The 23136-nt window shown below is 72.3% G+C and carries 26 protein-coding genes; 19 read left to right on the forward strand and 7 right to left on the reverse strand.

The features are described 5' to 3' along the window. Positions 1-34 precede the first annotated feature (34 nt). The 10 genes from ACIOD2_RS50130 to ACIOD2_RS50175 all read left to right on the forward strand — a co-directional run bounded on the left by ACIOD2_RS50130 (position 35) and on the right by ACIOD2_RS50175 (position 8863). Positions 35-808 (forward strand): DeoR/GlpR family DNA-binding transcription regulator, encoded by a 774-nt coding sequence (locus ACIOD2_RS50130; RefSeq protein WP_400553211.1) that lies wholly within the window; start codon positions 35-37, stop codon positions 806-808. Continuing rightward, positions 808-2019: an MFS transporter gene (locus ACIOD2_RS50135; protein ID WP_400553212.1), complete on the forward strand. Its 1212-nt coding sequence runs from the start codon at positions 808-810 to the stop codon at positions 2017-2019. The genes ACIOD2_RS50130 and ACIOD2_RS50135 overlap by 1 nt, the downstream gene beginning before the upstream one ends. A 261-nt stretch (positions 2020-2280) precedes the next feature. Further along, positions 2281-3171 (forward strand): ABC transporter ATP-binding protein, encoded by an 891-nt coding sequence (locus ACIOD2_RS50140; protein WP_400553213.1) that lies wholly within the window; start codon positions 2281-2283, stop codon positions 3169-3171. Further along, positions 3155-3913 (forward strand): ABC transporter permease, encoded by a 759-nt coding sequence (locus ACIOD2_RS50145; protein WP_400553214.1) that lies wholly within the window; start codon positions 3155-3157, stop codon positions 3911-3913. Before ACIOD2_RS50140 ends, ACIOD2_RS50145 begins: the two co-directional genes overlap by 17 nt. After that, positions 3910-4878 carry an ABC transporter substrate-binding protein gene (locus ACIOD2_RS50150; RefSeq protein WP_400553215.1) on the forward strand — a complete coding sequence of 323 codons (969 nt, stop codon included), beginning with the start codon at positions 3910-3912 and terminating at the stop codon, positions 4876-4878. Before ACIOD2_RS50145 ends, ACIOD2_RS50150 begins: the two co-directional genes overlap by 4 nt. Further along, positions 4875-5591, forward strand: a complete 717-nt coding sequence (locus ACIOD2_RS50155; protein WP_400553216.1) for an isochorismatase family protein — start codon at positions 4875-4877, stop codon at positions 5589-5591. Before ACIOD2_RS50150 ends, ACIOD2_RS50155 begins: the two co-directional genes overlap by 4 nt. Further along, positions 5575-6999, forward strand: coding sequence for a UbiD family decarboxylase (locus tag ACIOD2_RS50160; protein WP_400553217.1), 1425 nt, complete (start codon positions 5575-5577; stop codon positions 6997-6999). The genes ACIOD2_RS50155 and ACIOD2_RS50160 overlap by 17 nt, the downstream gene beginning before the upstream one ends. Continuing rightward, a complete protein-coding gene (locus ACIOD2_RS50165; protein WP_400553219.1) occupies positions 6999-7703 on the forward strand; it encodes a GntR family transcriptional regulator in 705 nt (234 codons plus the stop codon). The genes ACIOD2_RS50160 and ACIOD2_RS50165 overlap by 1 nt, the downstream gene beginning before the upstream one ends. Before the next feature lie 77 nt (positions 7704-7780). Beyond that, entirely contained in the window at positions 7781-8245 is a 465-nt protein-coding gene (locus tag ACIOD2_RS50170; protein ID WP_400553220.1) for a nuclear transport factor 2 family protein, read from the forward strand. 3 nt (positions 8246-8248) lie between these two features. Continuing rightward, positions 8249-8863, forward strand: coding sequence for a TetR/AcrR family transcriptional regulator (locus ACIOD2_RS50175; protein WP_400553222.1), 615 nt, complete (start codon positions 8249-8251; stop codon positions 8861-8863). Position 8864: 1 nt separating this feature from the next. Here ACIOD2_RS50175 and ACIOD2_RS50180 read toward each other — a convergent pair whose 3' ends face one another. Genes ACIOD2_RS50180 through ACIOD2_RS50190 form a run of 3 tightly spaced genes read right to left on the reverse strand, consistent with a single transcriptional unit; the run spans position 8865 to position 11097 of the window. Further along, positions 8865-9563: a GntR family transcriptional regulator gene (locus tag ACIOD2_RS50180; protein ID WP_400553223.1), complete on the reverse strand. Its 699-nt coding sequence runs from the start codon at positions 9561-9563 to the stop codon at positions 8865-8867. After that, the gene (locus tag ACIOD2_RS50185) at positions 9560-10492 is read right to left on the reverse strand and encodes a LysR family transcriptional regulator (RefSeq protein WP_400553224.1); all 933 of its coding nucleotides are present in this window, start codon (positions 10490-10492) and stop codon (positions 9560-9562) included. The genes ACIOD2_RS50180 and ACIOD2_RS50185 overlap by 4 nt, the downstream gene beginning before the upstream one ends. Further along, positions 10489-11097, reverse strand: a complete 609-nt coding sequence (locus ACIOD2_RS50190; protein WP_400553225.1) for a UbiX family flavin prenyltransferase — start codon at positions 11095-11097, stop codon at positions 10489-10491. The genes ACIOD2_RS50185 and ACIOD2_RS50190 overlap by 4 nt, the downstream gene beginning before the upstream one ends. Before the next feature lie 163 nt (positions 11098-11260). Here ACIOD2_RS50190 and ACIOD2_RS50195 point away from each other — a divergent pair, with 163 nt between their 5' ends. Genes ACIOD2_RS50195 through ACIOD2_RS50225 form a run of 7 tightly spaced genes read left to right on the forward strand, consistent with a single transcriptional unit; the run spans position 11261 to position 18714 of the window. Beyond that, positions 11261-12265 (forward strand): amidohydrolase family protein, encoded by a 1005-nt coding sequence (locus ACIOD2_RS50195; RefSeq protein WP_400553226.1) that lies wholly within the window; start codon positions 11261-11263, stop codon positions 12263-12265. Next, positions 12262-13038, forward strand: coding sequence for an alpha/beta fold hydrolase (locus ACIOD2_RS50200; protein ID WP_400553227.1), 777 nt, complete (start codon positions 12262-12264; stop codon positions 13036-13038). The genes ACIOD2_RS50195 and ACIOD2_RS50200 overlap by 4 nt, the downstream gene beginning before the upstream one ends. Continuing rightward, positions 13035-13907 carry an FAD binding domain-containing protein gene (locus ACIOD2_RS50205; protein WP_400553228.1) on the forward strand — a complete coding sequence of 291 codons (873 nt, stop codon included), beginning with the start codon at positions 13035-13037 and terminating at the stop codon, positions 13905-13907. Before ACIOD2_RS50200 ends, ACIOD2_RS50205 begins: the two co-directional genes overlap by 4 nt. Then, the gene (locus tag ACIOD2_RS50210) at positions 13900-14385 is read left to right on the forward strand and encodes a (2Fe-2S)-binding protein (RefSeq protein ID WP_400553229.1); all 486 of its coding nucleotides are present in this window, start codon (positions 13900-13902) and stop codon (positions 14383-14385) included. The genes ACIOD2_RS50205 and ACIOD2_RS50210 overlap by 8 nt, the downstream gene beginning before the upstream one ends. Continuing rightward, positions 14378-16732: a xanthine dehydrogenase family protein molybdopterin-binding subunit gene (locus tag ACIOD2_RS50215; protein WP_400553231.1), complete on the forward strand. Its 2355-nt coding sequence runs from the start codon at positions 14378-14380 to the stop codon at positions 16730-16732. The genes ACIOD2_RS50210 and ACIOD2_RS50215 overlap by 8 nt, the downstream gene beginning before the upstream one ends. Further along, positions 16732-17352 (forward strand): SRPBCC family protein, encoded by a 621-nt coding sequence (locus ACIOD2_RS50220; RefSeq protein ID WP_400553232.1) that lies wholly within the window; start codon positions 16732-16734, stop codon positions 17350-17352. The genes ACIOD2_RS50215 and ACIOD2_RS50220 overlap by 1 nt, the downstream gene beginning before the upstream one ends. A 21-nt stretch (positions 17353-17373) precedes the next feature. After that, complete coding sequence (locus tag ACIOD2_RS50225) at positions 17374-18714, forward strand: uracil-xanthine permease family protein (protein WP_400553233.1); 1341 nt, start codon at positions 17374-17376, stop codon at positions 18712-18714. On the opposite strand, the gene ACIOD2_RS50230 is transcribed toward ACIOD2_RS50225, so the two are convergent. Further along, positions 18711-19688: a cation diffusion facilitator family transporter gene (locus ACIOD2_RS50230; RefSeq protein WP_400553234.1), complete on the reverse strand. Its 978-nt coding sequence runs from the start codon at positions 19686-19688 to the stop codon at positions 18711-18713. The two genes, ACIOD2_RS50225 and ACIOD2_RS50230, sit on opposite strands and share 4 nt — an antisense overlap. 53 nt (positions 19689-19741) lie before the next feature. Between ACIOD2_RS50230 and ACIOD2_RS50235 the strand changes: the two genes are divergently transcribed. After that, entirely contained in the window at positions 19742-20110 is a 369-nt protein-coding gene (locus ACIOD2_RS50235; RefSeq protein ID WP_392768069.1) for an ArsR/SmtB family transcription factor, read from the forward strand. On the opposite strand, the gene ACIOD2_RS50240 is transcribed toward ACIOD2_RS50235, so the two are convergent. From ACIOD2_RS50240 to ACIOD2_RS50250, 3 genes are read right to left on the reverse strand one after another with little or no spacing between them, the layout of a single operon-like run. Continuing rightward, positions 20107-20637: a hypothetical protein gene (locus ACIOD2_RS50240; protein WP_400553235.1), complete on the reverse strand. Its 531-nt coding sequence runs from the start codon at positions 20635-20637 to the stop codon at positions 20107-20109. The genes ACIOD2_RS50235 and ACIOD2_RS50240 overlap by 4 nt on opposite strands. A gap of 23 nt (positions 20638-20660) precedes the next feature. Next, positions 20661-21470: a MerR family transcriptional regulator gene (locus tag ACIOD2_RS50245; RefSeq protein WP_400553236.1), complete on the reverse strand. Its 810-nt coding sequence runs from the start codon at positions 21468-21470 to the stop codon at positions 20661-20663. Between the two features lie 7 nt (positions 21471-21477). Further along, complete coding sequence (locus ACIOD2_RS50250; protein WP_400553237.1) at positions 21478-22782, reverse strand: amidase family protein; 1305 nt, start codon at positions 22780-22782, stop codon at positions 21478-21480. Positions 22783-22896: 114 nt separating this feature from the next. Between ACIOD2_RS50250 and ACIOD2_RS50255 the strand changes: the two genes are divergently transcribed. Then, a complete protein-coding gene (locus tag ACIOD2_RS50255) occupies positions 22897-23109 on the forward strand; it encodes a hypothetical protein (RefSeq protein ID WP_400553238.1) in 213 nt (70 codons plus the stop codon). Positions 23110-23136: the final 27 nt, after the last annotated feature.

Consider the following 23136-nt stretch of genomic DNA (forward strand, 5'->3'; position numbering starts at 1 on the left):
TGTGCGAATGCTCGGTTCTTGCGAGCATCGCGGGGTGAAGAGCGCAGAACGGCAGCAGGTCATCGTCGAGCGGCTGCGCGGCACCGACCAGGTCGGCGTCGCCGAGCTGGCCGAGGTGACCGGCGCGTCCGAGATGACCGTGCGCCGGGACCTGGACCACCTCGCCGCCCGCGGGGTGCTGCGGCGGGTGCACGGCGGGGCCGTCCCGGCGGCACCGTCCGGGGTGGAACCGCCGTTCGCGGTCCGCGCCGCGGCCTCGACCGCCGCGAAGCGGGCCATCGCCGTCGCGGCGGCCGAGCTGATCTCCGACGGCGAGACCGTCGTCCTCGACAGCGGCACCACGGCGCTGGAGCTGGCGCGGCTGCTGCGCGACCGGTCGGTCACCGTGATGCCGCTGTCCCTGCACGCCGCCGGTGAACTGGCCGACGCCCCGCACGTGCGGCTGCTGCTGCCCGGCGGCGAGCCCCGGCCGGGGGAGCAGGCGCTGGTCGGGCCGCTGACGCTCGCTTCGCTGCGGGCGCTGCGGTTCGACGTCGCCGTGCTGAGCCCGTGCGCGTTCGACCTCGAGGCCGGGCTGACCGCGTTCGACCTCGCCGACGCCGAGGTCAAGCAGCAGGCCCTGGCCGTGTCGGCGCGCTCGATCGTGCTCGCCGACAGCGCGAAGTGGGGCCACGCTTCGCTCGCCCACGTGTGCCCCGCCGACCGTGCGGATGTCCTGATCACCGACCCGGGCGCCCCCGAGGACCAGCGTGCGGCGCTGGCCGAGCGGGGTGTGCTCGTGCACGTCGCCGTACCACTGGAGACCTGATGACGACCGTTTCCGCCCGTCCGCGCGCCGCCCGCGTCGCGACGTGGATGTTCTTCGCCCTCAACGGGTTCGGCATGGGGATGTGGGTGGTGCACATCCCGAACGTCGAGCGCGCGACCGGCATTTCGCACAGCACGCTGGGCGCGCTGCTGCTGGTGCTCGGCGGCGCGGCGTTCGTCGGCATGCAGGTGTCCGGCCCGCTGGTCGACCGGCTCGGGCACCGCAAGCTGGTCCCGGCGGCCGGGGTGTTCGTCGGCCTCGCGGTGTGCGCGCCGGGGTTCGCGAACTCGTGGTGGACGCTGGGGCTTTCGCTGATCCTGTTCGGCTTCGGCAACGGCGCGATCGACGTCGGGATGAACTCGCACGCGGTGGTCGTGGAGCGGGCGTACCCGCGCCCGATCATGGCGTCGTTCCACGCGATGTGGTCGATCGGCGGCGCGCTGGCCGCGGTGATCGGCGCCGCGACGCTCGGTGCGGGCGTCCCGACCGGCGTCACCCTGTCGTTCACGGGACTGGTGTGCATCCTGCTTTCCCTGGGAGCGGCCCGGTTCGTGATGGAGCCGGCCGACGCGCCGGCCGAGGTCTCGAAGTCCGCACCGGCGCCGACGACCGGCCGCCGGACCCCGGGCCGCCTGATCTGGCTGCTGGGCGGGCTGGCCCTGGCGCTGATGCTGTCGGAGGGCGTCGCGAACGACTGGGCGGCGCTGCACCTGGAGAAGGACCTGGGCACCACGGCCTCGACGGCGGCCTTCGCGTACGGCGCGTTCGCGGTGGCGATGACCACGGGCCGCTTCCTGACCGACCGCGTCGCCGCCTGGGCCGGGCCGGCGGCGATCGTCCGCTACGGCGCGGCGATGGCCGCGGTGGGCCTGTCGATCGCGGCCGCGGCCCCGTGGGTCCCGCTGTCCCTGGTGGGCTGGGCGATCTTCGGCCTGGGCCTCTCAGGCGGCGTACCTCAGCTCTTCACGGCGGCGGGCAACCTGGACACCCGCAACTCGGGCGCGTTGATGGCCCGGGTGGTGGGCCTGGGTTACGTCGGCCTGCTGGCGGGCCCGGCGCTGATCGGCGGGCTGACGCGGTGGATGCCGCTGAACGTGACGTTCGCGGTGCCGGTGGTGCTGTGCGTCTTGGCGGCGGTGTTCGCGGGGGTGCTGACCCCGAAGCCGGAACCGGCGGAGCAGCCGGTGGTCGTGAGTGAGAAACAGGGTTAGAACACTGTTTCCCCCTCACGACCGCTTCCGGCGCCCTTGACCCGTCGCTGACGGCTGCCGACACTAAAAGTGTCTAGTGTCGACAGTTATTCTTACACCTCCCCGACCGGCTCCTTCTTTCCTTGACATGACCGCGCTCACAGTCGCAGACTCTCCCGAAGTGTCGACACCTTGCGATCCGCAGTGCAGCCATCGTCAAGGAGGAGTGGTAGTGAACAAGCCAGAAGACCACCGGGGGCCGGGCGGGGTGGCGGTGCGCTGATGACTGCCGTCTGCCTCGACGCGAGGGACCTGCTGCTGGGGCACAAGGCCCGCCGCGGCGGCGCGTTCTCCACCGCGTGCCTCGACCTGAACCTGCAGATCCACGACGAGGAGTTCGTGGTCATCGTCGGGCCCAGCGGCTGCGGCAAGACCACGTTCCTGGAAGCCGTCGCCGGGCTCGTCCCGGTCGCCGGCGGCGCGCTGGAGCTGGCCGGCCGCCCGATCACCGGGCCGGGGCCGGAGCGGTCGCTGGTGTTCCAGCACGCCTCGCTCTACCCGTGGCGGACCGTGCTCGACAACGTCCTCTTCGGACCGCAGGTGCAGGGCCGGCTCAGCGCCCAGGCCCGGAAACGGGCCGAAGAGCTGCTGGACGTCGTCGGCCTGGCCAAGGTCGCGAAGAAGTACCCGCACGAGCTGTCCGGCGGGATGAAGCAGCGCGTCAACCTGGCTCGCGCCCTGGCCACCGACCCGACGCTGCTGCTGCTCGACGAGCCGTTCGGCGCGCTCGACGCGCAGACCCGCGAAACCCTGCAGGACGAGCTGCTGCGGATCTGGCAGGCCGGCGCCGTCGGCGCCAAGAAGACCGCGATGTTCGTGACGCACGACGTCAACGAGGCCGTGCTGCTGGCCGACCGCGTGCTCGTGTTCTCCCCGTCGCCCGCGCACGTCGCGCTGGAAGTGGTCATCGACGTCCCCCGGCCCCGCGACGCCGCCTGGCGGCGGAGCGCGGAGTTCCTGGCCTACGGCGACAAGATCCTTTCGGCCCTCCACCACGAACCCGCCCCAGCTTCGGAGCCGAGCCATGACAACAGCGTCACTCCCGCGCACGACGACCCCACCGGCACCGGCGACTCTGTCGGCGAGCTCAGGCTGGGTGCAGCGACACCGTAGCGGCCTGCTCGGCACGGCCGGCATCCTCATCGTGCTGGTGCTGTGGCAGCTCGCCACGGCGACCGGCCTCGTCGACGTCTCGTTCAGCAGCAATCCGCTGCGCATCGCCGCGGCCGAGGGAAAGCTCTTCGGCAGCGGCGAAATCTACCCCGCACTCGGCGCGACCGGCCTGGAACTGCTGTGGGGCCTGGGCATCACGTTCGTGCTCGGCATCCCGATCGGGCTGGTGCTGGGCCGCAGCCGGGTGCTGCACGACATGACCGAGCCGATGGTCAACATCCTCTACTCGGTGCCGTACGTGATGTTCCTGCCGATCATCATCTTCTGGTTCGGCATCGACAACACCTCCCGCGTGATCGTCATCGTGTGGGCCGCGATCCTGCCGCTGATCATCAACATCACCGCGGGCGTCCGGAACCTCGACAGCGACTACACGCGCGTCGCGACGGTGTTCTGCACGCCGCGGCTGAAGTTCTTCTACACCATCGCGCTGCCCGCGACCCTGCCCTACATCCTGGCGGGGGTCCGGCTGGCCGTCGGCCGCGCGCTGGTCGGGGCGATCGTGGCCGAGCTGTTCCTGGCCAGCCAAGGCCTCGGCTACTTCGTGCAGACGCAGACGTCGAACTTCAACATGGACTCGGCGATGGCCGGGATCGTCATCCTCGCCGTGCTCGCCCTGGTGCTGAACTGGGCCGTCCGGCTGGTCGAACGCCGTTTCACCCACTGGGCAGGTGCAGAATGAGAATCCGGACCACGGTCGTCGCCGCCAGCCTGCTGCTCGGCCTCACCGCGTGCGGCGGTGGCGCGGGCGGCACGGTCACCGCCGACGCGAACGGCGCGCTGCCGGTCACCATCGGCTACACCGCGCTCGGCGCGGGCTACTCCGACCTCTACACCGCGCAGGACTACGGCATCTTCGCCAAGCACGGCCTGAACGTGAAGCTCACCCGGCTCAACGACAGCTCGCAGCTGGTCGCCGGGCTCGCCAGCAACAGCGTCCAGATCGGCGTCGGCGTCGCGGCCGACACCGCGGCGGCGATCATGAAGGGCGCGGACCTCAAGTACGTCGCGATGTCCGAACCCCACTACAACCTGGAGATGTGGGCGAGCCCCGACGTCACGTCGGTCGCCGGGCTCAAGGGCAAGAAGGTCGCGATCACCTCACCCGGTTCGGAAAGCGACTTCGGGCTGACGGCGTTGCTGGAGGCGAACGGCCTCAAGCGCGAAGACGTCACGGCGGTGTTCGTCAAGGGCGTCCCGGCCGAGGTCGCGGCGCTGGGCAGCGGCGCGGTGTCGGCGATCCTCACCCAGCCGCCCAACGGCACCGAGAGCCGCAACAAGGGCGCGCACCGGCTCGCCGCGCTGTCGAACATGCCCTTCCCGCTCGGCGCCTACACCGTGCAGTCGAAGTACCTGCAGAGCAACCGCGAGGTCGTGAAGCGGTTCGTCGCGGCGGAAGCCGAGGCGCTGCAGTACATCCGGGGCCACAAGACCGAGACGGTGAAGAGCATCCAGAAGTACAGCGGCGTGCAGAGCACCGACCTGGCCGCCTACGCCTACGACTTCTTCCTCGACGTGTGGGCGAAAACCCCGGCGGTGGACGAGAAGGTGATCAAGCAGGCCTTCGACGAAGCCGCGGCGAACGCGAAGACCAGCGCGCCGGCGGACATCACGAAGTACATCGACAACAGCCTCACGGCGTCATGACCTTCGAAGCCGAGTGGACGAAGTACCTGACCGAACGGGACCGCGCGGTGCTCGCGGCGACGTCGTGGGCGAAGCGGGCCCCGTTCGGTCTCGGTACCAACCCGGCCGTGGTTGTCGTCGACCTCTACTACGCGGCACTGGGCCTGCCTCGTCAGGACATCTTCGACGCCGTCGAGGACTGGCCGAGCGCGTGCGGCGAGGACGGCTGGGCGGCGGTCGACCGGACCGGGCCGGTGCTCGACGCGGCCCGCGACGCCGGTGCGCCGGTGATCTACTTCCACGCGACCCCGGCGCGGTACGGCCGGTGGAACCGGAAACCGGGCTCGGCACTCACGCCCAAGTCCACAGTGGACCCGAACGCCATCGTCGCTGAGGTGGCGCCGGAACCCGGCGACATCGTGCTGGAGAAGATCGGGCCCAGCTGCTTCCACGGCACCGCGCTCGACACGATCCTGCGGGCGGGTGGCCACGACACCCTGCTCGTCGTCGGCGAGGCCACCAGCGGGTGCGTGCGCTCGACCGTCGTCGACGCCTGCAGCCGCGGCTACCGGGTGGGTGTCGTCGGCGACTGCTGTTTCGACCGGTTCGAGGCGTCGCACTGGCTGAGCCTGTTCGACCTGGACCAGAAGTACGCGGACGTGCTCACCGCCGAGGCGGCGATCGGCCGGCTCCGCACGACCTCGCGAAAGGTTCCGCATGACCGACCTGCGTAAGTGGCTGGCCGAAGCCGAAGCGGCCGGGGAGGTGCAGACCGTCGAAGGCGCCCACTGGGAGCTGGAGATCGGCGCGCTGTCCCAGGTCAACTACCGGCGTTCGCACCCCAAGGCGCTGCTGTTCGACGCGATCAAGGACTACCCGGCCGGCCTGCGCGTGCTGTCCGGCTCGGTCAGCAACCCGCGGCTGCTCGGGTCCGTGCTCGGCCTGGGCTGGGACAACACCGACGAGGACCTCGTCGAGAAGCTGGCCGTCAAGCCGGGGGAGTGGATCGAGTCCTCCGGCGACTTCCGTGCCGTGACCGTGAAAGACGGCCCGCTGCTGTCCCATGTGGACGACGAAGTCGACCTGCTGAAGTTCCCGGTGCCGCGCTGGCACGAGGGTGACGGCGGGCGCTACATCGGCACCGGCTGCGCGGTCGTCACCCGCGACTACGACACCGGCCGGATCAACCTCGGCGCCTACCGGATGCAGGTGCAGGACGAGGGCCGCTCGGCCAGCGTCAACATCGAGGCGGGCAAGCACGGCGCGCAGCACCTGCGCCGCTGGTTCGAGGCCGAGGGCCGCGCGCCGATCGCCGCGTCGCTCGGGCACCACCCGGCCTACCTGGTCGCGGCCGGCGTCGAAGTGCCCGGCGACGTCTCGGAGTACGACTACGTCGGCGCGATGGCCGGGGCCCCGGTGCGCACGATCGCCGGGCTCGCCACCGGGCTGCCGCTGCCGTTCGACGCCGAGATCGCCATCGAAGGCTGGGTGCGGCCGGACGACAAGCGCCCGGAAGGCCCGTTCGGCGAGTGGACCGGGTACTACTCCGGCTCCCGCGACCCGATCCTCACCATCGACGTCGAGAAGGTCTACTACCGCGACGACCCCATCCTGCTCGGCGCACCGCCGGGCAAGCCGCCGCACGACTACTCGTACATGCGCACGGTGATGAAGTCCGCGATCATCACCGACTCGCTGCGCAAGACCGGCCTGCCCGGCGTCCGCGGGGTGTGGGCGCACGAGGCGGGCGGCGGGCGGTCGCTGCTGATCGTGGCGATCGAGCAGCGCTACCCCGGCCACGCGCGCCAGGCTGCCTACCTCACCTCGCAGCTGCCGAACGCGGCGTACATGAACCGGTTCACCGTCGTCGTCGACCACGACGTCAACCCGCGCGACCTCGGCGAGGTCGTCTGGGCGATGTGCGGGCGGACCGACCCGGCGCTGGACATCGAGGTGCTGAGGCGGACCTGGGGCAGCCGGGTCGACCCACTGACCCCGCCCGGCGCGATCGCCTTCAACAACCGCGCGATCATCGACGCCTGCCGCCCGTTCGAACGGCTGCAGGACTTCCCGGCGGTCGCGGAGTCGAGCCCGGAGCTGGTCGCCGAAGTGAGCAGGCGCTGGCCCGAGGTGCTCGGCTAGTGACCGCCGTCGAGGTCCCCGACCTGCGGCGGGAGCTGCTGTTCACGGCGTTGCGCGGGACGGACGGCGGGTCCTCGCTCGCCTTCACGATCTTCCAGGAGATCGCGATCGGCATCGTCGAAGGACGGCTGCCGCCGGGCCACGAGGTCAACTCGGCCGAGCTGGCCCGGCGGTTCACCACCTCGCGGACGCCCGTGCGGGAAGCGTTGCTGCTGCTGGAACGCGAGTCCCTGGTGATCATCCCGCCCCGGCGCCGGCCGTACGTGTCCCCGGTGGCCATGCCGCAGGTGCGGGAGATCTACGAAATCCGGGCGAGCCTGTACGCGCTGGTCAGTGAGCTGCTGGTGGCCCGCGCGTCGGACGAGGAGATCGAGGGCCTGCGCGCGTGGCAGGGCCTGCTGGAAGCCGACGCCGCGGCCGGGGACGTCGACGCGTACTTCTGGCACAACGTCGGCTTCCGCAACGCGGAGGCGAGCCTGTCGAAGAACGGCGAGCTGCAGCGGCGGCTGAGCTCGCTCGGGCTGCAGATGCACCGGTTCCGGCACCTGAGCCTGTCGCTCCCGGGGCGGCTCCTGCACTCGGTCGCCGACCACGAACGCCTGGTGAACGCGTATGCGGACCGCGACGCGGGCCTGGCGGCGGCGGTCAGCCGGTCGCTGGTGATGCGCGGCTACCGGGCCATCGAACGCTCGGGCCGGGTTTGACCTTTCGACTTTTACACAGTGCTTTTTACGACAGGTCGTCGTATAGTTTGCGACAAGTTGTCGTAAACGGAGGTCTCATGAACCCGCTAGCCGATCGCATCGAACTCATCGAACTGATGGGCCGGTACGCCGACATCGCCGACCTGAAGGAGTACGAGAAGCTGCCCGGCCTCGTCTTCACCGATCCGCTGACCCTCGACTTCGAGTCGGTCGTCGGCCTCCCGCCGATGACCGTGCCCCTGCCGGACTACCTCGAGAACCTGCGCATGTCCTTCGAGCCGTTCGTGGCCACCCACCACGTCATCACCGGTCACGTCGTCGACCTCGACGGCGACCGCGCGAAGATCCACGCGCACGTCCGCGCGGAGCACTGGGTCCCGGACGAGGTCGCCGCCGGCGGCCCGAACCGCTGGCTGGTCGTCGGTTTCTACGACGACGAGGCGGTCCGCACGGCCGACGGCTGGCGGCTCACCCGCGTCAAGCTGACCGCGAGCCACCAGGAGAACGCCCACCTGTCGGGCGCGGGCGCGGCGGTACGGTAGCGCATGCCGCGGATCCGGGGAGCCAGCATCGAGGAGCACCACGAGCTGGTGTGGAACGCCCTCGCCGACGCGCTGCGGCAGCTGGCCGGTGAACGGTCGTACGACTCGATCACCATGGGCCACATCGCCGACCGGGCCGGGCTCGCGCGCAACACGCTCTACAACTACGGCCGGGACAAGGGCGCGCTGGTCCTGGCGCTGACCCGGCGGGCGTGCGGGCCGCTGGTCGAGCGGGTGGCCGCGATCGCCGCGCGGCCGGGCGAGCCGGCCGCGGCCCGGATGCGGGAGATCGTCGGCGCGGTCCTGGAAGCGTCCACCGACCAGGCGATGCAGCTGATGTTCCTGCCGGGCTCCGGCCCGCTGGTCGACGACGTGCCGAAGGGGCCCGAGGGCCCGTTCCACGCGATCGTGGCCGAGGTGGAGAACGTCGTGCGGGACGGCATCACGAGCGGGGAGTTCCGCGACGTCGGCGACGTGCCGCTCGCGGTGGAGCTGCTGTCCGGGGCGATGCGCGCGGGCGCCGAGCGCATCGGCCGGGACCCGGCCGCCTTCCCGGCGACGGTCCGCGCGGCGGGTGACCTCGTGCTCGCGGCGCTGGCCTGTGACGCTCGCCTGTGACTCAGCCTTCGAGACCTGACCAGCCGGACGCCTCGATCGCGTGCAGCCCGGTCATGATGATCGACCGCGTCAGCGCCACGGCCAGGGTCGCGTCGCGGTCGGCGTAGGCCTGCAGCAGCCGTTCGTGGTCCTCGACCGAGCGGTCCAGCCGGCCCGGCAGCGACAGGCTCACGTGCCGCAGCTGCAGCGTCCGCAGGCCGAGTGACCCGAGCAGGCGGGTCAGCTCGCGGTTGCCCGCCGCCTCGGCCTCGGCCTGGCGGAACGTCACGTTGTGCCAGAAGTACGCGTCGACGTCCCCGGCCGCGGCCGCGTCGTTCAGGCGCGCCTGCCACCCGCGGAGCACGGACAGGTCGGGCGCCTGCGCCACGATCAGCTCGCTGACGAGCGCGTGCAGGCTGGCCCGGATCTCGTACAGCTCACGGGCCTGGGTGAGCGTCACCGGCGCGACCCGCGGCCGGCGGCGGGCCGGGATGTCGACCAGTCCTTCGCGCTGCAGTGTCAGCAGCGCTTCCCGCACCGGCGTGCGGCTGGAGTTGAACCGGCGGGCCAGTTCGACGGAGTTGACGTCGGCGCCCGGCGGCAGGCTCCCGTCGATGATCTGCCGCGCCAGGTCCTCCACCATCCGGTCGACCAGCGAGACGTCCGTGCGCCCGTCCCGCAGCATCTGGCGCAGGATGTCGCCGCCGGGCCGGTCGGTCAAGAGCGCTCCTCCGGGTCGGTCGTCGCCACCGACCGCAATACTTCCAGCATCTGCCGCGCGGCGGGGGGATGACTCGCTTCGAGCAGCCGCACCGCGGCGATCCGCCGCCGGGGCGCGGGCCCGGCGAGTGGCACCGCGACGACGTCGGGGCGCTGCGCGACCAGCGCCAGCCGCGGGGCCGCGCCGATGCCGATCCCGGCGGCGACCAGGCCCTGCACCGAAAGGTAGTCCTCGGCCGCGAACCCGATGCGCGGCTCGAACCCGGACAGCCGGCACAGCGTCGAGAACGCCTCGTCGTAGGGCGGCCGGTGGCTGCGCACCACCCACGTCTCGCCGGCCAGCTCCCGCAGCTCCACTTCGGACTCCCCGGCCACCGGGTGGTCCAGCGGTACCAGCACGCTCAGCGGGTCGTCGGCCAGGTGGATCCACTCGACGTCGGCGGGCACCGACCGCGGGTCGAAGTCGTAGTCCCAGACCAGGCCGAGGTGGATCGAGCCGTCGCGCAGGGCCGCGGTCATGTCGGACGCGTGCGCCGGGCGCAGCACGATCTTCGTCTCCGGGTCGCGGCTGCGGAACTCGCTCACGACCCGGGGGATGAGGTCGGCGCCCGCGGTCGGGAACGCGCCGAGCCGCACCGACGTGTGCTGCGCCTTGAGGTCCAGCATCTCCTGCTCGATGTGGGCGATCGTGCCGAGCAGCCCGGTGCTGCGCGCGGCCAGCAGCCGGCCGGCCTCGGTGAGCTCGATCCCGCGCGGGCCGCGCAGCATCAGCGGCACACCCAGCTGCCGCTCCAGCAGCGCCATCTGCTGGGAGACCGCGGAATGCGTCATGAACAGGGCTTCGGCCGCGGCGGTGAACGAGCCGTGCTCGGCCACCGCCGAGAAGATCTGCAGCCGCCGGGCCTCGAGCACTCCGGCCCCTTTCGTCACCGCCCCAGCAGGTCGGCGGGGTCGGCCCTGCTCAGCTCGCCGTCCCACGGTTCGGGCGCCAGCTCCCATAGTCCCACCCGCGCCAGCGCTCGGCGAGCGGTGTAGTCCACGAGGTCCCCGACCGACCGCGGCCGCGGGTAGAACGCCGGCACCGGCGGCGCGACGATCGCGCCCGCCTCGGTCACCGCGACCATCGACCGCAGGTGCCCGAGGTGCAACGGCGTCTCGCGCACCATCAGCAGCAGCGGCCGTCCCTCCTTGAGGCAGACGTCGGCGGCGCGGCTGACCAGGTCGTCGGTGTAGCCCGTGGCGATCGCCGAGAGCGTCTTGACCGAACACGGCGCGACCAGCATCGCGGCCACCGGGAACGAGCCGGACGCGATGGTCGCCCCGATCTCGCCCGGCCGGTGGGTGACGTCGGCGAGCGCGCGCACGTCGGCCACCGACAGGTCGCATTCGTGGCGCAGCGTCAGGATCCCGGCCTTGGACAGCACCAGGTGCGTCCGGAACCCCGGCTGCTCCCGCAGCAGTTGCAGGATGCGCACACCCAGGCACGCTCCGCTGGCGCCGGTGATCGCCACGACCACGTTCCGCGTCTGAGTCACGACCGCCGCCCTTCCTCTTCGGACTGTCCCGCCATCGCATCACGAAGTCCGGGCGGGCGCGAGGGTTGCGCTGTTAGAACTCCTTACCGGTCCTGCCAGGAAAGCGCGCTGGTCCTCCCGCCGCCGCGAACCTAGCTTCAGGGGACCAACCCGACCGCTGGAGGTGAGTCGGACGGAAGTCCTCGACACGCACGCGCACATCGTGCCGCCCTCGCTGCTGACCGCCCTGGAACAGGCCCCGGTCGCGGGGTTCTCGGCGCGGCGCACCGAGCAGGGCTGGGTGGTGGCCGTGCCCGGCGCCGGCGACACCCGGCCGATCGGCGCGCGGATGACCGCGACCGCGCCGCGGGCGGCCTGGCTGCGCCAGACCGGCGTCACCCGGCAGGTCCTCTCGCCGTGGCTGGACGTCCTGGCCGCGCAGCTGAACCCGGGGCGAGCCCGTGACTGGGCACGCACGGTCAACGACGCGATGGCCGAGTCGGCGGCGGAGCACACCACGGTGGCGCTGGCGTCCGTGGCGACCGACGACGGCGACCGCGCCGCCGACGACCTCCTGGAGGCGTGGAAGCGGCCGGAGTTCGCCGGCCTGCTGCTGAACACCGACCCGCCGACCGGGCCGGCGCCGCACGAACCGGCGTTCGATCCTCTGTGGACGGTCGCGGCCCGCGAGGGGATCCCGGTGGTGCTGCACCCGCCGACGTGCGGGCCGTCCGGCGACCTCGCCTCGCTCGGCACCATGGGCAACGTCCACGGCCGGCTGATCGACAACACCGTCGCGGTCACCCGGCTGATCCTGGCCGGCGTCCTGGATCGCCACCCGGACCTGAAGCTCGTCCTGGTGCACGGCGGTGGTTTCCTGCCGTACCAGGCCCATCGCCTCGACGGCGGTTACCGCACCAAGGAAGCGTTCGACGTCGAGCTGGCCCGCGAACGGCCTTCGGCGTACCTGACGGACTTCCACTACGACACGGTCGGGCTCTCCGGCCCGGCGGTCGGGTTCCTCGCCGGGCTCGTCGGCGCCGGGCGGGTGCTGCTCGGCAGCGACTACCCCTTCGCCCTCGGCGACCCGCAGCCGGTGGAAACCGTGCGCGGGAGCGGGCTCGGCGAGGACGCCGTCGACGCGGTCCTGCACGCCAACGCCGAGACCCTCTTCCGGAGGCCCGCATGAGCCCGTCCCTGGCCGTCCGCCGCCGCGGCGCGGGGGACCCGCTGGTGCTGCTGCACCCGCTGGCCCTCTCCGGCGAGCTGTGGACCCCGCTCGCCGAAGCGCTGTCCGACGAGTTCCAGGTGTTCGCGCTCGACCTGCGCGGGCACGGCGACAGCGCGTGGGACGGCAAGCCGTTCACCATCGAGGACCTCGCCGACGACGTCGCGCGGACGCTCGACGCGCTGGACCTGCCGTCCGCGAGCCTGCTCGGGCTGTCGCTGGGCGGCAGCGTCGCGGTGAACTTCGCCGGGCGCTACCCGGACCGCGCCCGTTCGCTGGTGCTGGCGGACACCACCGCCTGGTACGGCGAAGACGCGGCCGCCGCCTGGGCCGAGCGCGCGCAGAAGGCCGTCACCGTGCCGCGGGCCAAGCAGGTGCCCTTCCAGCTGGACCGCTGGTTCTCCCCGGAGTTCCTCGACACCCACCGCGCCGAAGCCGACCGGGTCGTCAAGATCTTCCTGCGCACCAACAGCGAAGCCCACGCGGCGGCGTCGATCGCCATGGGCGCCATGGACTCCCGGCCGCTGCTGCCCGCGGTCACCGCGCCGACGCTGGTCATGGCGGGGCGCCACGACTACGCGACCCCGCCGTCGATGGCCCGCGTCCTGGCCGACGGGATTCCCGGGGCCGAGCTGGAGATCCTGCCCGACCTGCGGCACCTCTCGCTCGTCGAACGGCCGTTGCTGGCCGGGCGCGTGCGCCAGCACCTGCGTCACGTCACGGAGACCCGATGAAACCCGCCCGCTTCACCTACCACGCGCCCCGCGAGCTCGGCGAAGCCCTGGAGCTGCTGCGTGAACACGGCGACGAGGCGAAGGTGCTGGCCGGCGGCCAGAGCCTGATGCCGATGCTCAACTTCCGGCTGGCCCACATCGACCACCTCGTCGACATCAACCGGCTGGGCGCGCAGTGGAGCGAGCCGACGTTCGGCGCCGAGACGATCACCATCCCGGCCCTGGTGCGGCAGCGGCAGGTCGAACGCTCGGCCGAGGCCGCGTCCCTGCTGCCGGTGCTCACCGAAGCCCTGCACCAAGTCGCGCACCCGCAGATCCGCAACCGCGGCACCGTCTGCGGCAGCCTCGCCCACGCCGACCCGGCCGCCGAGCTGCCGAGTGTGCTCACCGTGCTCGACGCCAAGTTCACGCTCGCCTCGGCCCGCGGGGTCCGCACCGTCGCCGCGGAGGACTTCTTCCTGTTCCACCTGACGACCGCGCTGGAGCCGGACGAGCTGCTGCTCGAAGTGAGCGTCGAGCGTCCCGGCGCTAACCAGTTCTCCGCGTTCCGCGAGTTCGCGACCCGGCGCGGCGACTTCGCTCTCGCAGCCGTGGCCGCGGTGTGCGAAGTGGACACCACGGGTGTCGTGACGGCGTGCCGCATCGCCGCGGCCGGCGTCGCCCCGACTCCCCAGCGGCTGACCGACACCGAGCAGCTCGTCGTCGGCCAGCGTCTCGGACCCGACCTGGGCGCGGCCGCCGAGGCCACCGCCCGCGCCCAGGTCGACCCCACCGGCGACATCCACGCGAGCGCCGCGTACCGCGCCCGGCTCACCGGCGTGCTGGTCAAGCGCGCGCTCGCCGACATCCAGGAGAAGGCCCATGCTTGAGGACGCGACCCACCGGGTCCGGGGCACGGTGAACGGCGAGGAGTTCGACGAGAGTGTCGACGCGCGCCTCACCCTGGCCGACTTCCTGCGCGAGAAGCTGCGGCTGACCGGCACCCACCTCGGCTGCGAGCACGGCGTCTGCGGCGCCTGCACGGTGATCGTCGACGGCGCGGCGACCCGGTCGTGCCTGATGCTGGCCGTGCAGGCCGACGGCGCGGCGGTCGAGACCGTCGAAGGCCTGGCCGACGGCGGTGAGCTGGCCCCGCTGCAGCAGGCGTTCAAGCGCAACCACGCACTGCAGTGCGGGTTCTGCACCCCGGGCTTCCTGATGAGCGTCACCGCGGCGCTGCGCGAGGACACCGTGCGCGACGAGACGCAGGCGCGTGAGGTGCTGAGCGGGAACATCTGCCGCTGCACCGGCTACACGGGCCTCGTCCAGTCCGTATTGGACGTCGCGAAAGGACGGTCCGATGCCTGAGAAGATGATCGGCGTCCGGCTGCCGCGCCGCGAGGACGAGCGGCTGCTCACCGGCCGCGGCCGCTACCTCGACGACCTCGACCTGCCCGACGCGCTCGCCGCCGCGTTCCTGCGCTCCCCGCACGCGCACGCCCGGATCACGGCGTTCGACGCCTCCGAGGCGCTCGCCCTGCCCGGCGTCATCGCGGTCTACTCGGGTGCGGACCTGCCGGAGATCCAGAAACCCCTGGCGCCCAAGGTGCTGCACCCGCAGCTGCGCGACTACCCGCGGCTGCCGATGCCTCCGGAGGAACTGCACTACGTCGGCGAGCCGCTGGCCGTCGTGATCGCCGAATCGCGGTACCTCGCCGAAGACGCGCTCGAACTGATCGACGTGGACTACGAGGTGCTGCCCGCGGTCGGCTCCACCGCCGCCGCGCTGCGCCCCGGCGGCCCGCTCGCCCACACCGGCGACGAGTCGAACGTCGCCGTCCTGCTCACCCAGAACGCCGGGAACGCGACGGAAGCCCTGCGCACCGCGCCGCACACGCTGAGCGAGGAGTTCTACCAGATGCGCGGCGGCGGGCACTCGATGGAACCGCGGGCGGTGGCCGCGCGGTTCGAGCCGGCCACCGGGCAGCTGACCATCTGGGACACCACGCAGTCGCCGCACTACGCGCGCCAGCAGCTGTCCGTGATCTACGAGATGGCCGAGGACGACCTGCGCGTGATCGCCCCGCCGGACGTCGGCGGCGGCTTCGGCCCGAAAGCCCAGTTCTACGGCGAGGAAGTCGTCATCCCGTGGGTCGCGAAGAAGCTGCGCCGCGCGGTGAAGTGGGTCGAGGACCGGCAGGAGAACTTCGTCTCGGCCATGATGGAACGCTCGCAGACGCACCGGATCGACGTCGGCTTCGACGACGACGGGCGGCTGCTGGCGGTCAAGGACGTGATCGAACACGACCAGGGCGCGTACTGTGCCGGTCTGCAGGTCCCGTCGATCACGACGTCCACGGTGCCCGGGCCGTACAAGGTGCCGAACATCGGGATCGAGCTGCGGGCCTGTTACACCAACATGGTCCCGACCTCGTCGGTGCGGGGTGCGGGCCGGCCGCAGGCGGTGTTCGTGATGGAACGGATGATGGACCGGATCGCCGCGCACCTCGGGCTCGACCCCGCGGAGGTGCGCCGCCGCAACCTGATCCAGGCCGACGAGTTCCCGTACCGCGTCGGCATCATGTTCCGCGACGGCAGTCCGCTGACCTACGACAGCGGCAACTTCCCGGCCCTGCTGGAAGGCGCGCTCGAGCGCATCGGCTACTCCGCCGCTCGTCAGGAGCAAGCCCGCCTGCGTAAGGAGGGCCGGTACGTCGGGATCGGGCTCGCCGTCTACGTCGAGGGCTGCGGCCTCGGCCCGTACGAAGGCGCGAAGATCCGCGTCACCAACCGCGGCCGGATCCTCGTCACGCTCGCCGCGGCCGGGCAGGGCCAGGGCTACGAGACGATCTACGCCCAGATCGCCGCCGACGGCCTCGGGCTCGGCATGGACTACATCGAGGTCACCACGGGCGACACCGCCCGGATCCCGTTCGGCCAGGGCACGTTCGCCTCCCGCATCACGGCGACCTGCGGGCCCGCGGTGTTCGACGCGGCCAAGCAGATGCGCGCCCGGCTGCTCGACACCGCGGCGGTGCTGCTGGGCTGCGATGCGTCCGAAGTGGACTTCGACGGCGACCTCGCCTGCCTGGGCGGCGACCGCGAGAAGTCCGTTTCCCTGCAACAACTCGCGCAGGTCGCCAACATCGGCAAGCACGGCATCACGCTCCCGCGTGGCATCACCGCCGGGCTCGAGACGTCCAGCTACTTCTCGCCGGAACGGGCCGCCTACGCCAGTGGCGCGCACGCCGCGCTGGTCGAGGTGGACCCGGAGACCGGCGAGATCAGCATCCTCAAGTACGTCATCGGGCACGACTGCGGCACCGTGATCAACCCGCTGCTCGTCGACGGCCAGGTGCTCGGCGGGTTCGCCCACGGCCTCGGCAACGCGATGTACGAGGAAGCCGTCTACGACGACGAGGCCACTCCGCAGGCCACGAGCTACCTCGACTACGCGCTGGTGTCCTCGGCCGAGGTGCCGCCGGTCGACCTGTTCCACATCGAATCACCCAGCCCGCTCAACCCGCTCGGCGCGAAGGGCGCGGGGGAGGGCGGGACCGTCCCGCCGCCCGCCGCGATCGCCAACGCCGTCGAGGACGCGCTGCGCCCGCTCGGGGCGCGCATCACCCGCGCGCCGATCACCCCCGCCCGCGTCGTCGACGCCCTGCTCGCCGCCGCCTCAGCCACCTCGGTCGCCGAAGAGAAGGTCGCCTGATGCTCATCGAGAACTCCTTCGAGGTCGCCGCCGACCCGGACGAGGTGTACCGCTTCCTGCAGGACGCCCACAACGTCGCCGCGTGCTTCCCGGGCGCCGAGCTCACCGAGGACCTGGGCGACGACTCCTACCAGGGCAGGGTGAAGATCAAGGTGGGTCCGGTGACCGCGGCCTACCAGGGGGTGGCGAAGGTCGTCGAACGCGACGCCGTCGCGCGCACCGCCGTGCTGCTGGCCGACGGCAAGGACACCCGCGGTTCGGGGACGGCCAAAGCGAAAGCCACCATGCGCGTCACCCCGGCCGGCGACGGCGCGAACGTCGTGCTGGCGACCGACCTCACGATCTCCGGCAAGCTCGCGCAGTTCGGCCGCGGCATCATGGCCGACGTCTCCGGCCGGATGGTCGGCGAGCTGGCGGCGCGGGTGCGGGAGCGGATCGAACAGGGCGCGCCCGCCGATGTCGAAACCGCCGAACCCGCGCCCGCCGCGCCGCCGCCCCCGGTGAGCAAGCCGCGGGCCGAGGCGCCGCCGATGAAGGCGTCCGAGCTGGTTCGTTTCGTCCTCGCCGGCATGCTCGAACGCTGGGCCGCCCGGCTGCGCGCTCCCCGTCCCGTCCGCTGATCCCGCTCCCCAGGAGTTCCGATGGCCACTCGCCTCACCGTCGACGCGCCGGCCGCGCCCGTTCCCGTCTTCGACGTCGGCATCGACGACAAGGTCCGCGTCGGCAGCGCGGTCGGGCTCGGGATCCAGAACATCCTGGGCATGGCGGGCCTGCTGATCTTCCCCGCGCTGATCGGCACGGCGTTCAAGCTGTCCGCCGGCGACACGGCCTACCTCTACGGCGTCACGTTCATGACGTCCGGGCTGGTCGTGATCCTGCAGTCGGTGCTGCTGCTGCGGTTGCCGATCATCCAGGGCCCGTACGCGGGTTCGCTGGCCGCGCTGCTGGCCGTCGGGCACGGCCGCGGCGGCCTCGGCGCGGCGTTCGGCTCGATGGTCGTCGCCGGGCTGATCTGGTGCGTGATCGCCGTGCCCCTCAAGCGGTTCGGGCCGATCACGTACCTGGCGAAGTTCGTGCGTGACCCGATCATCTCCGGTGTGCTGGTGCTGATCCTGGCCACCCAGCTGACGAGCACGGCCCTGCCGAACTGGCTGGGCACGCCCACCAGCCCCGGCTTCCCGTGGGTGAACCTGCTCGCGGGTGGCGTCGCGGCGGCGCTCGTCATCGCGCTCACGTTGCTGCGCCGCGGGAAACTGCTGCGCCGGGGTGCGGTCCTGGTCGCCGTGGTCGTCGGCACGCTCGTCTACGCGTTGCTGGCGCCGACGAACTTCGGCGCGGTGGGGGAGAACATCGGCGTCACCGTGCCGCGGATCTTCCCGTTCGGCTTCGAGGTGCACGCCGACCTGGTGCTGATCTTCTTCATCACGCTGCTGCCCGCGATCGCCGAGAGCATCGCGACCTACGACATCGTCGCCGGCTGGGGCGGCCAGGAGCTGTCCGGCCAGCGGGTGGCCCAGGGCGTGTTCGGCGAGGTGCTGGGCAGCACGGTCGGTGCGGTCTTCGGCGGCATGTCGACGCTGGCCTACCCGGACAACATCGGCCTGCTGCGCGTGACGAAGGTCGGCTCCCGCTACGTCACCCTCGCCACCGGCGTGATCCTGCTGGTGCTGGGCGGGCTGGGCCCGTTCGACCGGCTGCTGCAGGCCGTCCCGCTCCCGGTGCTGGCCGCGGCCGGCACGGTGCTGTTCGGTGTCCTGTTCGCCAGCGCCATCGACGTCCTCTCGCCGGTGCACTGGTCCCGCGACAACCTGATGCTGGCCGGCTTCCCGTTCATCACCGCGATCGGCGGCCTGTTCGTCCCGGCGCCGACCCTGAAGGTGATGCCGGCGGTGGTCCAGCTGATCCTGGGCCAGCCGCTGATCATCGGCACGGTCCTGCTGGTCGTCCTCAAGCTGGCGTTCGGCCTGCGCCGCACCGCTTAGTGGTGGTGGGCCAGCTCGTCGTGGGCCGCCTCGGCGCCGGTCGCGGGTTCGGTGTGGACGGCGACCGCCGTCAGCCTCGGCACCGCGTGCAGCAGCCGGTGCTCGACGTCGTGGGCGATGCGGTGGGCCTGTTCGACGGTCAACGTCGTTTCGACCGTGACCGCGAGTTCGGCGCGCAGGTGGTGCCCGATCCAGCGCATCCGCAGCGGCCCGGCGCCGAGCACCCCCGGGACGTCCCGCGCGGTGGCTTCGGCCAGCTCGACCGTCGCCGGGTCGACGGCGTCCAGCAGCCGCCGGAACACCTCCTTCGCCGCGTCGCGCAGGACGAACAGGATCGCGACGGTGATGCCGAGCCCGACGATCGGGTCCGCGGCGGGAAAGCCGAGCGCGACGCCGGCCGCGCCGAGCACGACGGCCAGGGACGTGAAGCCGTCGGTGCGCGCGTGCAGGCCGTCGGCGACCAGGGCGGCCGAGCCGATCTCGCGCCCGACGGTGATCCGGTAGCGCGCCACCAATTCGTTCCCGATGAACCCGACCACCCCGGCGGCCGCGACGACCCAGAGGTGGCCGACCGGCCGCGGATCGAGCAGCCGCAGTACGGACTCGTACCCGACGACCACGGCCGACGCCGCGACGACGAGCACCACGACCACACCGGCGAGGTCTTCCGCGCGCCCGAGGCCGTAGGTGTAGCGGCGCGTCGCCGCCCGCCGTCCCAGCAGGAACGCGATGCCGAGCGGGACGGCGGTCAGCGCGTCGGCGAAGTTGTGGATGGTGTCGCCCAGCAGCGCGACCGAGCCCGTGACGAGCACAAGCGCCAGCTGCGCGACGGCCGTGACGAACAGTGCGGCGAAGGACCGGACGAGCGCCCGCATCCCGCGCCTGCTCGTCTCGAGGGCGTGGTCGACACGGTCGGCGCTGTCGTGGCTGTGCGGCCGCCACCGCGAGTGGCGGTGCCCGTGTCCCTTGCTCATGGTGGCACCATACCTGCGTAAGCACGCATATACGCAAGTAGTAGGGTAGCCGCATGCACGCGGAGCTGCCCGAGTTCGACATGCCCACCGACGAGCAGGTCCACCTGGCCGCGGAGTCGTTCCGCCTGCTGGCCGACCCCACCCGCATCAAGGTCCTGTGGGCCCTGCTCCAGGGCGAGTCCTCGGTGGCGTGCCTGGCGGACCTGGCCGGCGCGGCCCCGACGGCGGTCAGCCAGCACCTGGCGAAACTGCGGCTGGCGGGCCTGGTGAAGGGCCGCCGCGAAGGCACGTTCGTCTACTACTCGGCGGCCGACAACCACGTCCGCGGCCTGCTGGCCCAGGCGTTGCACCACGCGGACCACCTGGACCGCGACCTGCCCCCGGGCGAGCACACCCAGCCGCACCACCCGCGCGCGGACTAACCCAGCGGCGCGGCGAGCCGGGCGAGGAGTCCTTCGGCGATCTCCCGCGACGTCCGGCGCAGCTCGTCCGGCGAGAACGCGTCTTCGGTCCCGATCCGGATCCGCCCGGGACTGCTCACGCTGCGGGCGGCGACCTTGATCGTCGAGGCGACCGGGTCCAGCCCGATCGCCGGCGCGAGGCTGTCCGGCACCGGAAGCCCGAGGTCCAGCAGCGCGTGCAGCCGGTCCGCGACCCGCTTGGCGAGATCGGCCTCTTCGAACGGGAACCAGCACGTCCGCTGGCCGGTGCTCAGCACCGCGAGCCCGCGGTCCTCGGCGTTCGAAAACGCCCAGGCGCCGCCCTCGGAGGAACCGGCGCGGGTGAACTCCGCCGCGAGTTTGTCGCGGACCCGTTCGAGTTCCGGCGTTCCGTAGCGTGCCGGCGCGGCCGGAACGAGGTGGACTTCGACGAGCGGACCGCGCGGCCGGTACTCCCGCGGGAGGATCGCCGAGCGCCAGACGACCGTGAGTTCTTCGAGGTGGTGCACGCCGCGGAACGATAGCAACGTTTTCAGCCGATCGGTTCCTGCAGTTCGGTCACCCAGCCCGCCGGATCCGCCGGGCAGTCCAGGTACAGCTCCCGCTGCGCCCCCGCCGAGCGGTGGCCGTGCTCCTCGATCCACCGGACCACCGCCTGCCAGCTCGGCAGCACACCGTCGATCGCGCCGCGGTGGACCAGCGTCGCCGCGCGGGTCGCCGGGAGGTCCGCGACGCTCAGGCCGTTCAGGTCACCCGGGCCGATCGACGCCGGGATCGCCGCGTGCACCACGACCTCGTCCTCCGCGCACTGCTCGTAGTAGCAGGTCAGCCGCCCGGCCGGCGTCACGTCCGCGGCCGGCAGCCGCCGCCCCAGCTCCGCGCACAGCGGGCGCACGACCGGGCCGATCGCCTCCGGCGCGAACCCCGCCGCGACGCCGGTCAGCTCGACCACCCGCATGGCCGGCAGCTCCTTGACCACGACGTCGTACGCGGGCGCGCGGCCCTCGTCCTCGATCGTCCGCAGCCGGGCCTCGACCTGCGCCAGCTTCGCCGCGGTCTCCGCGACCGCGGCCGCCAGCTCCGCGCGGCGCAGGTCCAGCATCCCGCGCACCCGCTCGACCGGCACCTCCTCGGCCAGCAGCGTCGCCACCTGCTCGAGGGTGAACCCGAGGTCCTTGAGCGCGACGATCCGGTTGAGCCGGGCCAGCTGTCCCGCGGTGTAGCTGCGGTAGCCGGTCGCGGGGTCGACCCGGGCCGGGCGCAGCAGCCCGAGCGCGTCGTAGTGGCGCAGCATCCGGACCGACACCCGGCCGTGGCGGGCGAAGTCCCCGATCGAGAACATCCGCCGATCATTCCCCAGGCGGGACGAACCCGCCCGTGACGTCCGCGGCGAGCCCGGCGAACGTGATCGCCGTGTCGTCCTCGTGCGCCGGGCCGACCACCTGGAGGCCCGTGGGCAGCGGGCCGCCGACCGGCGCCGTCACCGCGGGCAGGCCGGGCAGTGACGCCTGCGCGATCCAGAACACCTGGTCGTCGTAGCGGCTCTGCTCGCTGTCGCACGGGAACGCCATGGTGAACACCGTGGGGGAGAGGAAGACGTCGGTGTCCCGGAAGTACCGGCCCCACGCCGCCGCCGAAGCCAGCCGCCGCCGCTCCTGCTCGACGACGCCGTCGAGATCGCCTTCGTGCATCGCGAAGAACAGCTGCACCTGGAATCCGAACGACTCGGCCTGGGCCGCCGGATCGACGCCGTCCGGCCAGCCCTCGGTGACCTCGACCCCGGCGCGAGCGAGGGCGTCGACGGCGTCCGACAGCGCGTCACCCACCTCGCTGATCACCGGGCAGCGCGGGTCGTCGAGCACGGCGCCGACGCGGAACCCGTCCAGGCTGGTGTGCCGCGGAGGCGCGAGCCGCCACGAGTACGCGTGCGCCTCGGCGCCGTCCGGCCCGCCGGTGACACCGAGGGCGAGCCGCAGGTCGGCCGCCGAGCGGGCGAGCGGCCCGGCCGCCGACGGGAAGTCCCGCCCGGGGTCCGCGAGCGGCCCGGGCGGCTGGAACCCGCGCAGGGGAACGGTTCCCGCGGTCGGCTTGAGGCCGTAGACCCCGCAGTAGGCGGCCGGGATCCGGATCGAACCGGCCAGGTCCGAGCCGTACTCCAGGTAGCTCAGGCCCGCGGCGACCGCCGCCGCGGCGCCCCCGGACGAGCCGCCCGACGTGCGCGCCGGGTCCCGCGGGTTGAGCGTGCGGCCGTACACCGGGTTCGCCGTCTGCCCGAAGTCGGCGAGCATGTGGTGCACATTCGACTTGCCGACGACGATCGCGCCGGCGGCCCGCAGCCGTGCGACGACGGCGGCGTCCCGGTCCGCGACGCACTTCGCGAACGCCGGTTCACCCCAGGTCGTGCGCATGCCTTCGACGGCGAAGGCGTCCTTGATCGTCATCGGCACGCCGTGCAGCGGGCCGACGGCGTCGCCGCGCGCGACCGCCCGATCGGCGTCTTCGGCGGCCCGGAGCGCGACTTCACGGCGGGTCTCGACAACGGCGTTTAGCGTGGACTGGTCGATGCGGTCCAGGAGCTCTTCGGTCAGGTCACGGGCCGAAAGCGCGCCACGGCGGATCTCGGTGGCCACCTCGGTGGCGGTCCGGAAGGTCATGCCCCAGGGGTACGGCCTGACACGGTGTCAGGGTCAAGCGGGGTTTTCCCGGACGGGCGTATTGGGTAACCAAGAGTGACAGCCGCCCGAGCCACGGACGGCGGAGGGAGATCGATGCCGATCGCAGCGGACCGCATGACCGCACCCCCGGCCCCACCCGAGCCGATCCCGGCGGACCCGGTCGGGCCGGACCCGGACCCGGCGCCGCCCGGCCCGGATCCCGTACCTCCGGGCCCGGGTCCGGACCGGCCGGTACCCGAGCCCAGCGGGGTGCCCGTACCGGATCCCATCCCGCCGGAATCCGCGCCGGGTCCCGACCCGACCTGACGTACGAGTTTCCGATGATATGAGTTT

This window comes from Amycolatopsis sp. NPDC088138, from assembly GCF_044741685.1.
Classification (GTDB): Bacteria; Actinomycetota; Actinomycetes; order Mycobacteriales; family Pseudonocardiaceae; genus Amycolatopsis.